Here is an 11,060-nt window from a genome sequence, read left to right as displayed (position 1 = left end):
TCGGGGGTGGTTGGGTATCGGGTTCGGCCGGCGGGGGTTTCGACTCGACGTGTCGCTGCGCTCCTCGTGGGCTCAACCATCGTGTGGTGCTTGGTGGTTGGGTCGTCGTCGGGGGTGGTTGGGTATCGGGTTCGGCCGGCGGGGGTTTCGACTCGACGTGTCGCTGCGCTCCTCGTGGGCTCAACCATCGTGTGGTGCTTGGTGCTTGGTGCTTGGTGCTTGGTGGTTGGGTCGTCGTCGTGGATGGTTGAGCCGGGACCGAGCCGATAGGCGAGGACCCGTGTCGAAACCCGGTGAGACGAGTATGTCCGCATTGGCCGCCCGCAGGTCACCCGATCCGACGCAACTCCCGGGCGAGCATGTGTAACGACACCGTCACCGAGCGCTCGCGGACCGCGGCGCGGTCGCCGGGTAGATGGAGTGTCCGGGTGAGGGTTTCCCGACCGGCGATCGCCACGCCGAAGCAGACGGTGCCGACGGGCTTCTCTGGTGAACCGCCGCCGGGGCCGGCGACGCCGCTGGTGGAGACCGCGGTGTCGGCGCCGAAGCGGGCGAGAGCGCCCTCGGCCATGGCGGCGGCGACCGGCTCGCTCACTGCACCGAACTCGGTGATCATCTCCTCCGGGACGTCGAGCACCCCGGACTTGACGCTGTTGGCATACGAGACCGCGCCGCCCAGAACGTAGTCCGAGGAACCCGGGCGGTCGGTGAGTCGTGCGGCGATCAGCCCGCCGGTGCACGACTCGGCGGTGGCGATCAACCGGCCCTGCAGGAGGCCGGCGATCTGATCGTCGATGGTGGCACCGTCGGTGGAGAAGATCTGTGTCTCGTGGTGGGACCGGAGTGCCTGTGCGAGTGCGGTGTACGAGTCGGCGGCGGTGGCGGTGGCGGGGAAGCGTGTCACGATCTCCACCTCGCCGCGACGCAGGCAGGTGGTGATCTCGAGGTCGTCGAAACCGGGGATCTCCGGCTCGATCGCCCGCAGCGTCGCGGCCAGCTCGGATTCGGGGAGGCCGAACGCTCTGATCGTCTCCTGCCGGTGCTCGGTACGTCCGGCGATGGCGGCGGCGACCGGATCGGCGGCCAGCGCCCCATCCCACATGCCCTGCAGTTCCCGGGGCGGGCCGGGCAGGATCAGGATCGCGGGCACCGGCGCATCGGCGTCGGCGACCGCGGGGACGGCCACACCGGGAGCGGTTCCGACCGGCGGGATCGACTGTGCCCCTTCGGGTACCAGTGCCTGCTTACGCGTGCCGACGCGGGTGGCCTCCGGGTCGAGGCCGGCCGTGCCGCGGGCGCGTTGCCAGCGCGCGACGATCTCACCGATATGCGCTTCGAGGTGCGGATCGACATGCAGTTCGCGGCCGCAGAACCGAGCGACCGTCTCGACGGTCAGATCGTCGGCCGTGGGGCCGAGCCCGCCGGTGGTGACGATCAGTGAGACCCGTTCGCCGGCGAGGAAACGCAACTGGGCGGCGAGGTCTTCGGGCCGGTCGCCGCAGACGGTGATGTGGGCGACGTCGACGCCGAGCTCGAGTAACCGGTGCGAGACCCAGGGGCCGTTCTGATCGGCGATACGGCCGCTGAGGACCTCGGTTCCGGTGACCACGATTCCCGCGCGTACATTCACCCCGCCGAGCATAGTGTTCACGACGTTCGGCGGGGTGTGCGGACGGTGGCCGATCGGTGCCGGCGCGGTCCTCAGTTGTAGTCGGGATTGTTGAAGCCCGGGATCTGGATGCTGATCGGCATCCGGAGTTCGGCCATGTAGAACAGGACGAACTGGCGGAGGAATTCGTCCAACAGCCAGTAGGTCTCGCGGGGGATACCCGCGGTGAGCAGTCCCTCGCGGATCGCGACGTACGGACCCCATGCGGTCTCGAGCAGCGGACTCCACACCGGCTCTCGGGGGATGTCGAGCCAGTTCGCGATCTTGTCGCCAAGGACGAACCGGGTCAATGCGCCGAGCACGCCCCGCGAGAGCAGGGTGAGGTCCAGATTCATGCCCAGGTCGAGCAACATGTCGGCGAGCTTCTTGCCCTCCGGGGTGGGGGCCAGGATCGGGTCGAGGACCTGCCGTGCCTGGGCGTCCGCGGCGTCCCACGAGTTGGGGATGTACTGGTCCTGGACGCCGAGCATGTGTGCGGTGATCTGCCAGGAGTGCAGGAACCCGGCGGACTCGTCGGCCGCGATCGGTACCTTCCACTTGCGCAGATTGCGCATCACCGATGTCGGCAGGCTGTGCCAGGTGACCATGATGTCGGCCTGGGAGATCGGGACGTCCTCCGGCGCCGACCGCACCCAGTGCGTCGACCGGGGCAGCAGATGGCGCACCCCGGCGTGCGCCATGCGGGTCTTCACGCAGGTCACGGTCATCTCGCCGCCCGGCTGGTAGGCGTTCAGCGAGCCGATGTCGTAGCCGAGCTTGGCGGTCTTGGAGATGCGGTCCTTGAGGTCCCAGCCGCCCTTGGAGTAGTAGACCGCCCGGGCCTCCTTGGGGATGACGGTGCTCATCATCCCGCTGGCGAAGCCGTACAGCACGCCGAGGTAGGTGCCACGTTTCTGATTGAAACGGACTGCGGCCGCGAGCTTGTCGTGGTCGGTCCAGGCCGGTAGCTGCCGGGCGTGCTCGATGAAGTCGCGCAGCTCCGACGGCAGCCCGGCCGGAAGTGGTTGCTCATTGGTGCGCCAGGTCTTGAGGATCGCGTTGACCGACCCCACCTGTCCACTGTCGATGACGCGCGCGATGACCTGGTCGGCCTCGTCGTCCCAGACCTGATGGGGATCGGTGCCGCTGCCGACCCCCGGCACCGAGTGTGCCGGTGACCATGTCCAGGGCGTCGCCTGGGTGAGGGATGCCAGGGCGCCGACGGCGCCGAGCGTGCCACCGGCACGCAGCACGGCACGTCTGTTGAGGTGCTCCCCGCCGGACTGTTGTCGGTCGAGCTGATTCATATGTCGTCTCCCGCCTATCGCCACCCGACTCGATGACGCGATGAAACAACGCTAGTAACGTTGTATCATCAGGCGTAGCACATCGTGATGGCTGTCACAATGGGTACCCGGCGGATTCGCGGAGGAAAACATGGCTTCAACGACGTCGACATCAAAGTCTTTGCTGGAGCGCGCATACGACGACGTGACCACCGAGCCCGGCAGTACCGTCACCGACGACCCGACACGGAACAGGCTGCTGGACGCCGCCTACGAGCAGTTCCGTCGCATGGGAATCCACCGTTCGTCGATGGACGAGGTGGCCCGGCGGGCGGGGCTGTCGCGGATCACGATCTACCGCAAGTTCGCGAGCAAGGACGCACTCGTGGAGGAGGTGATGCTGCGCGAGTTCCGCACCTACATCGCGCGCTTCCTCGACGACATCACTCCCGGCGGGTCCGCCGCCGACCGCCTGGTGCTGGGATTCGTGAGTTCCTACCGATCGATCTCGAGCAATCCGCTGATCACCGGCCTGCTCGAGGCCGAACCGTCGTTGTTGGCCGGGGCGGTCGTCGGCGGTGACGGCCGAACCATGGCCGTGGTGCGTTCCTTTGTCGCCCAACAGCTCCGCCGTGAGCAGAAGGCCGGAACCGTGCGCGCCGATCTCGACACCGAACTGACCGCGGAGATGATGGTCCGGATCTCCACGTCGTTGTTGACCATCCCGAGTCACATCGTCGACGTCGACGACGATGCCGTGCTCGCCGACATCGCCCGCCGCTACCTGGTCCCGATGCTCGACGCCGAACCGCCGCGATCGGTGTCTTGCCTCAACTCGTGAACTGCCACGCCATCGCGGCGGCGACCGCCCCCATGCCGTTGGCAGCCCAGTGCAACGACACCGGCGCTAGGAGGCTGCCGCTGCGCAGCCGGGACCAACCGAGGAGCACGCCCGCCGCGGCTGTCACCGCCACCGCGAGCACCACTCCGACCACGGCACCGAAGGCGCCGCCGCCGACGATCGCCCGGAGACCGTCGTTGCCCGCGGTGAGCCCCTGTGACGATCCGACATGCCACGCCCCGAACAGCAACGCCTGGACGACCAGGGCGACCCGGGTCGACGACACCTGTAGGAGGGCGCCCAGCAGTGCACCGCGGAACAGCAGTTCCTCACCGATCACCGTGTGCAAGGGGATCAGCACGCCTGCGGCGAACAGCGCTGCCGGTAGGCCGGAGTAGGCGTCGTTGCGGAACAGGTCGCGGGTGAACGGCAGCGCGACCCCGACCGCGGCGATCACCGCCACGATCACGACGATCACCACCGCCCACCGGATGCCGCGGCCCAGCGTGCGTGTCGACAGGCCGAGATCGTCCCAGCTCAGACCCGCCAGCCGGACGGCGATCGTCACCGCCACCGCGACGCCGAGCACCAGCCACGAACCGGGCACACCGAAGACGTAGATACAGAGCTGCACGGCGAGCAGCGCCGCCACGATGCCCACCACGATGCCGACACCACGGGCTCTGCCCATCAATCCCCCTCGATCCTGGTGCGCCGGACACGACTCGTCGCGAGTCCGGTCTTCCGATCTGCAACGATATGACCGATCGGACCCGATCACCGAAGTCGTGAGGAGCCTGCGTTGCCGGACACGCCCGATAGGACGGCCCCCGATCTGTCGACCACAGATTCGTCGTCCACCGCATCCACAGATCCGTCGGACACCGCCCGAGTGTCGTCTGACCGGCCCTCCGCCGCCGGCGCGCCGGTGACCGACGCCGGGGAGGACCAGACCCGGGAGGACAAGACCGGGCAGGTCGACACCGCGAAGGGCGGGTGGTGGAAGTCGTACCGCTCGAGGATCTCCTTCACCGGACTCGTGGTCGGCACCGTCTTCCTGTGGCTCGCGGTCACTCCATCACTGCTGCCCCGCGGACCGCTGTTCCAGGGCATCGTCAGCGGTGGCGCCGCCGCCGTCGGGTACAGCATCGGGGTGTTCTTCGCCTGGCTGGCCCGGTTCATGGTGTCGCGCGACCGGCGCTGGCCCAGCCCCAGCCGGTGGTTCTGGCTCGGGCTCGGCGTCGTGTTCGTGGTGGGTTCGGTGGTGATGCTCTATTGGTTCTCGGTGTGGCAGGACGAGATCCGCACCCTGATGGGAGTCGAGCATCTGTCCTGGACGGCGTATCCGGTGATCATCGTCGTCGCGATCGTCGTCTTCACCGTGCTCATGCTGATCGGGCAGGGCTGGGCATGGGTGCTCACCTGGTTGGTTCGCAAGCTCAACACCGTTGCACCACCGAGGATTTCGGCCATCGCGGGCGCTGTCGTGGTGGTCCTGCTGACCGTATTCGTCCTCAACGGTGTGGTGGCGAAGTATTCGATGCAGTGGCTCAACGCCAGCTTCGCCGCTGCCAACGACGAGGTCGGCGCGACCACTGGAGCGCCGACATCCACGATGCGGTCGGGTGGTCCGGGCTCCCTGGTGAGCTGGTCGTCGCTGGGCCGCGAGGGCCGCATCACCGTTGCCGGCGGTCCCACCATGGCGCAGCTGAGCGCGTTCAACGGTGCTCCCGCGATGGAACCGATCCGCGCCTTCGTGGGTCTCGGCTCGGGCGATGACCTCCGCGCCAATGCGGAACTGGCCGCCGACGAACTGGTCCGGATGGGCGGGCTGAACCGCAAACTGATCGCGATCGGCTCCACCACCGGATCGGGCTGGTTGAACAAGGCCACCATCGACACCCTCGAGTACATGTACAACGGCGACACCGCACTGGTGGCCATGCAGTACTCGTATCTACCGAGCTGGTTGTCGTTCCTGGTCGACAGCGCACGCGCCCGACAAGCCGGTTCCGCGCTGTTCGAGGCGGTGGACGAACGCGTGCAGGCGATGCCCGAGGCACAACGTCCCAAGGTCGTGGTGTTCGGTGAGAGCCTCGGGTCCTTCGGCGCCGAGGCCGCGTTCGGCACCGTGCCCACGGTGGCGGCCCGCACAAACGGTGCACTCTTCGTAGGTCCCACCTTCAACAACACCCTGTGGGGGGATGCGACCGCAGCCAGGGATTCCGGCTCGCCGGAGTGGCTGCCGATCTACGACGACGGGCGCCAGGTGCGGTTCATCGCCGACGCGCCCGATCTCGATCGGCCCGCTGCGCCGTGGTCGGGCACGCGGGTGGTGTATCTGCAGCATGCCTCCGATCCGATCGCATGGTGGTCGCCGAGACTGATTCTGAACCAACCGGATTGGCTACGCGAGGAGCACGGTCGCGACGTGCTGGGGGCGGTGCGCTGGATTCCGTTCGTCACCTTCTTGCAGGTGTCGGCCGACATGGCGGTGTCGGTGGGTGTGCCCGACGGGCATGGCCATCACTACCTGTCGGCGATCCCGTACGCCTGGGCCGACATCTTACAGCCGCCGGGCTGGACACCGGAGAAGACCCAGGAGTTGTTGCCGCTGTTGCACCGTGACTGACGGCACCGGGAGCGTACGGTGGGATCCGTACCGTCCCCTGGAGGTGTGACGAGCATGACCACAGTGGTGATAGTCGGCGGCGGTCTGGCCGGGGCCAAGACCGCCCAGGCGCTGCGGGAAAAGGACTTCGACGGGAACGTCGTCCTGTTCGGGGCCGAGGAGACGTTGCCCTACGAGCGACCGCCCCTCTCCAAGGAGTTCCTCGCCCGCAAGAAGAAACCAGACGAGTTCACCGTCCACGACACCAATTGGTACCTCGACGAACGCGTGGACCTGCGGCCGGGAACCACCGTCGAGGGCGTGGATGCCGAAGCGAAAACGGTTGTGTTGCCCGATGGTTCGACCGTCGCCTACGACACGCTGGTGCTGGCCACCGGGTCGTCGTCGCGGCACCTCGACCTGCCTGGCGCCGACGCCGCGGGCGTGCACCATCTACGCACTCTCGATGATGCCCGGACCCTGGACGAGGCGATCGCCGGTGGGGGTCGTCTGGCGATCGTCGGCGGCGGCTGGATCGGACTGGAGGTGGCCGCCACTGCCCGCGAACGCGGCATGGCGGTGACCGTGGCGGAGATCGAGTCGCTACCCCTGCTGCGCGCGCTGGGACCCGACGTCGCACAGGTTTTCGCGAATCTGCACCGTGCGCACGACGTCGATCTGCGGACCGGGGTGCAGGTCACCGAGATCCTGACCGCCGACGGCCGGGCGGCCGGCCTGAAGTTCGCCGACGAGACCACGGTCTATGCCGATGCCGTACTCGTCGCCGCCGGTGCGATCCCGAATCTCGATCTCGCGATCAGCGCCGGCGTGGACATCGACGGCGGCGGCGTACTGGTGGATGCCGGCCTGCGGAGCAGCGATCCGTCGATCTACGTGGTCGGCGACATCGCCAACGCAACGCATCCCGTACTGGGGCGTCGGGTGCGGACCGAGCACTGGGCCAACGCCCTCAACCAGCCCGTCGTGGCCGCCGCGAACATCGTCGGTGAGCACGCCGAATACACCAATCTGCCGTACTTCTTCACCGACCAGTACGACCTCGGGATGGAGTACAGCGGACTGGCCGCCGGCGACGACCACGTGATCCTGCGGGGTGATCTCGCCAAGCGCGAGTTCGTCGCATTCTGGGTCGACGACGCCGGACACGTACGCGCCGGGATGCAGGTGAACATCTGGGATCAGCTCGACGACATCAAGAAGCTCATCGAGTCCGGCAGTGTGGTCGACGTCGCCCGCCTCGCCGATGCGGAGGTACCCCTGGCTTCCCTCTTCTGAGTTCCCGTGCGATGAACCGGATGTGTTGCCTCCCGACAGCGGCCGGCGGAGGTTTCGACACGGGTCCTCGCGATGCTCGGTTCCGGCTCAACCATCGTGGGTATGTCGCTGGGGGAGTCGTGGTGGGGACCGACCATTGTGGACATCGGGCATCGGAAGACGTTGTGTGTCAGTTCCGCCCGAAGAACCGTGCGATCGGACCACGCTCCTGCTCGTGCCCCTGGCAGCGCCGGGATGTGGGGATGCCGCGCATCACCTCGTCGACGTGTCGGCCGCAGCCGCGCCACGTCGCCTTGCCACACTGACGGCAGGTGACCTTCTGGCACATGGGGTTTCTCCTTCGGGTTGTCGAGTTCGTCCGGGTGGGAACGCTTCCGGGTTCGGTCCTCAGGCACGGACCGGTTCGGTGACGGGGATGACGATCAGTCCACCGGCGTCACCGAGCCGCGCGCTCAGTGTCGACATCCCGCCGGACAGATGGGCGACGTCGGCGCCGGTGGCCGCGAGGACCCGGGTGGCCAGATAGGAGCGCATCCCCGACTGGCAGTACACCCGGATCGGCCGCCCGGCCGCGAACGCACCGATCTCGTCGAGACGATCGCGGATCTCATTGTGCGGCACCAGAAGTGCATCGCGCACGTGACCCGATGCGTACTCCTCGGCCGACCGGACGTCGAGTACCGCCGCCGACGCGGTGACCTCCTCGAGTTCCTCGGCCTGCCACACGACGACGGTGCCGTCGACGACGTTTGCGGCGACCATCCCGGCGAGGTTGACCGGATCCTTCGCCGAGCCATAGGGCGGGGCGTAGGCCAGATCGAGGTCCATCAGATCGGCTGCGCTCAGATGCGTGCGGATCGCGGTGGCCAGCACGTCGATCCGCTTGTCGACGCCGTCGGCACCGACGGCCTGCGCGCCCAGGACCATCCCGTCGCCCGAGCGGATGTGCACCAGGAGATGGACGGCCTGCGCGCCGGGGAAGTACCCGGCGTGACTGTTCGGATGCAGGTGGACGGTCTGATACGCGATCCCGGCGGCATCGAGTGCCCGCCGGTTGGCGCCGGTCATCGCGGCGGCGAGGGTTCCGACCCGCACGATCGCGGTACCGACCGGGGCCGGCATCGGCCGGGCGGCCGCGGGTCGCAGGATGGCGTCGGCCACCAGGCGCCCGGCGCGGTTGGCCGGCCCGGCCAGGGCGACCGGACGGCGCACGCCGGTCACCGCATCCGTGCTGACCGTTGCATCACCGACCGCCCAGATTCCGTCGACATTGGTCGCGCCGTGCTCGTCGACCACGATCGCGCCACGCTCACAGGCGATCCCGGCCGCAGCGAACGGTGCGGTGTCGGGGGTGACACCGACCGACAGCACGACGATGTCGGCGGGCAGCCGTGATCCGTCGGCCAGGACAACGATGGCCGAATGGTGGGTGCCGGAGCCGAGGGGGTCTGCGACCTCGACCGACACCGCGGCGACTCCGTCGTGGACGGTGATGCCGAGGCGCACGAGTTCGGCCCGCACCAGCGAGGCCATCTCGGGTTCGAGGGGCGGCAACACATGGTCGGCCAGTTCGACGACGTCGACCTCGAGCCCGCGCATCCGCAGGGCTTCTGCGGCCTCGAGCCCGATGAAGCCGGCGCCGAGGACCACCGCGCGCCGGGCGCCATCGAGGACGTACTCGCGCAGTGCGACGGCGTCGCCGACGGTACGCAGCGTGGTCACGACGGGGGAGTCGATGCCCGGGATCGGTGGCCGGATGGCCCGGGCGCCGGGTGCGAGGATCAAGGCGTCGTAGGCCAGGGTGTCGGCGCCGTGCGGTGTCTGCACTCCGACCACCTTGGCGGTCGCGTCGACCGAGGTGACCTCGTGGTTGGTACGGACGTCGAGATTCAGTGAGCGACGCAGGGACTCGGGCGTCTGGACGAGCAGATCCGACTCGGCGGTGATCTCGCCGCCGACGAAGTAGGGGAGTCCGCAGTTCGCGAACGACACGTGGTCACCGCGCTCGAGGACGATGATCTCGGCGCTCTCGTCGAGGCGGCGTGCGCGCGCCGCTGCGCTCATTCCACCGGCGACGCCGCCGACCACGATCAGTTTCATACCCCCGAGGGTATATACCCATGGGGGTATAGACAAGGCGAGTGATCCACGTCTCGGAGGCTTGCCGCCTCAGGGGGCCACGGCGAGCCAGTCGGCCAGGCCGGAGGGATCGTGACGGCCGAGTGCACCGTGCTCGAACAGTCCCCACCCCTCCCGCTGCGTGCCGTCGGCCTCGGTGCACACCGCACGACCGACGTGGTCGATCACCCCGAACGGGATACGGCCGGCCACCGCCGGATCGGCCAGATCGTAGGAGCGGCGCTCGGTGAAACCGGCTCCGCGCCACACGCCGTGCGTCCAGTCCGCATCTCCGCCGTAGCCGCCGCCGACGTGGATCGGCGCCGCGAGCAGGGAGCTCACCTCGAGGGTGACCGGTGCCCCCGACGCGTCTGCGGCGGTGATCGTCGCGCCGGTGGGAATCCTCGTGCCGGAACGGTAGTGCACCGCGATCCGTGGCCAGCCGAGCTGCTCGACGCGGCCATTCCGCCAGATCCGCGTGCAGTCGTTGAGGATCCGGTACCCGTCTGGTTCCTCCTGGACGATCAGGACGAGCTGGAAGTCGTCGAACGCCATCGGGATGTAGTTCCACCACAGGCCCTCGAACGGCGGATCGGCGGGCCGGCCCGCGGGTTCGGCCTCGCCGACCGGACGGACTCCCCAGGACCGGTCACGGCTGCCGATCCACACCGCCGGGTCGACGGCGATCTCGGTGCCGTCCACCGTGATCGACCCCGCCCACGAGCCGACCTGCGCAAAACGCTGTGCCTCCAGGGTGATCCGCGTGCCGGTCCGCATCACGTGCGGGAGTTCCCGATGTGCTCCGAACAGGCCGGTGAACGTGAGATCGACCGCGATACCGTGGGTGTCGTCGAGCGTGAGGTGAAGGCGCTGAAGCGGTTCGACGACGTCCACGGCGTAGGCGCCGACGCGCTGGTTCAACCGGTCGGCGTCGATCGCATCGGAGAGATGTACCGCGGTGTGGGTGGTGCCGCCACGGTTGACCAGCACGAAGGCGTCCTTGACACCGAGATTGGGGTAGTAGCCGATCCCGGTGATCAGGAAGATCTCACCGGTCCGGTCGTGTGCGTTGAAGTAGGAGCGGTCGTAGAAGTTCCGGTCCGAGGTCCCCGGCCACGAGATCGGTTGTGGTGTCTGATGAATCGGGAACTCGTCGGCGGGTGACAGCATCTGTGCGGCGCTCCTGCTCGATGTGCGGTTTGTCGGGGGGCGGTTGGGTTTCGAGTGCGGCCGGCGGAGGTTTCGACTCGGGTCCTCGCG

The 11,060-nt window shown here is 68.2% G+C and carries 9 protein-coding genes; 3 read left to right on the top strand and 6 right to left on the bottom strand.

Annotation, left to right across the window (positions count from 1 at the left end; all coding sequences use genetic code 11):
• Window positions 1–328 precede the first annotated feature (328 nt).
• Both ACWDUA_RS01510 and ACWDUA_RS01505 read right to left on the bottom strand, forming a co-directional pair.
• Window positions 329–1,630, bottom strand: coding sequence for a competence/damage-inducible protein A (locus tag ACWDUA_RS01510; RefSeq protein WP_449749234.1), 1,302 nt, complete (start codon window positions 1,628–1,630; stop codon window positions 329–331).
• A 71-nt stretch (window positions 1,631–1,701) separates the two neighbouring features.
• On the bottom strand, window positions 1,702–2,955 hold the full coding sequence (locus ACWDUA_RS01505; protein WP_449749233.1) for an oxygenase MpaB family protein: 1,254 nt from the start codon (window positions 2,953–2,955) through the stop codon (window positions 1,702–1,704).
• Window positions 2,956–3,085: 130 nt separating this feature from the next.
• Here ACWDUA_RS01505 and ACWDUA_RS01500 point away from each other — a divergent pair, with 130 nt between their 5' ends.
• Window positions 3,086–3,775: a TetR/AcrR family transcriptional regulator gene (locus ACWDUA_RS01500; RefSeq protein ID WP_449749232.1), complete on the top strand. Its 690-nt coding sequence runs from the start codon at window positions 3,086–3,088 to the stop codon at window positions 3,773–3,775.
• Here the strand turns inward: ACWDUA_RS01500 and ACWDUA_RS01495 are convergent.
• Window positions 3,765–4,466 carry a CPBP family intramembrane glutamic endopeptidase gene (locus tag ACWDUA_RS01495; protein ID WP_449749231.1) on the bottom strand — a complete coding sequence of 234 codons (702 nt, stop codon included), beginning with the start codon at window positions 4,464–4,466 and terminating at the stop codon, window positions 3,765–3,767. The two genes, ACWDUA_RS01500 and ACWDUA_RS01495, sit on opposite strands and share 11 nt — an antisense overlap.
• A gap of 201 nt (window positions 4,467–4,667) precedes the next feature.
• On the opposite strand from ACWDUA_RS01495, the gene ACWDUA_RS01490 reads away from it, so the two are divergent.
• Window positions 4,668–6,407: an alpha/beta hydrolase gene (locus tag ACWDUA_RS01490; protein WP_449749230.1), complete on the top strand. Its 1,740-nt coding sequence runs from the start codon at window positions 4,668–4,670 to the stop codon at window positions 6,405–6,407.
• Between the two features lie 54 nt (window positions 6,408–6,461).
• Window positions 6,462–7,682: an NAD(P)/FAD-dependent oxidoreductase gene (locus tag ACWDUA_RS01485; protein WP_449749229.1), complete on the top strand. Its 1,221-nt coding sequence runs from the start codon at window positions 6,462–6,464 to the stop codon at window positions 7,680–7,682.
• A gap of 169 nt (window positions 7,683–7,851) precedes the next feature.
• Here ACWDUA_RS01485 and ACWDUA_RS01480 read toward each other — a convergent pair whose 3' ends face one another.
• The 3 genes from ACWDUA_RS01480 to ACWDUA_RS01470 form a co-directional block, all read right to left on the bottom strand.
• Window positions 7,852–8,010, bottom strand: coding sequence for a hypothetical protein (locus ACWDUA_RS01480; RefSeq protein ID WP_449749228.1), 159 nt, complete (start codon window positions 8,008–8,010; stop codon window positions 7,852–7,854).
• 59 nt (window positions 8,011–8,069) lie between these two features.
• Window positions 8,070–9,782 carry an FAD-dependent oxidoreductase gene (locus ACWDUA_RS01475; RefSeq protein WP_449749227.1) on the bottom strand — a complete coding sequence of 571 codons (1,713 nt, stop codon included), beginning with the start codon at window positions 9,780–9,782 and terminating at the stop codon, window positions 8,070–8,072.
• A 69-nt stretch (window positions 9,783–9,851) separates the two neighbouring features.
• Window positions 9,852–10,970: a hypothetical protein gene (locus ACWDUA_RS01470; protein WP_449749226.1), complete on the bottom strand. Its 1,119-nt coding sequence runs from the start codon at window positions 10,968–10,970 to the stop codon at window positions 9,852–9,854.
• Window positions 10,971–11,060 lie beyond the last annotated feature (90 nt).

This window comes from Gordonia sp. NPDC003376 (assembly GCF_053589235.1).
Note: the sequence above shows the minus strand (reverse complement) of the source record. Positions and strands in the feature narration are given on the sequence as shown.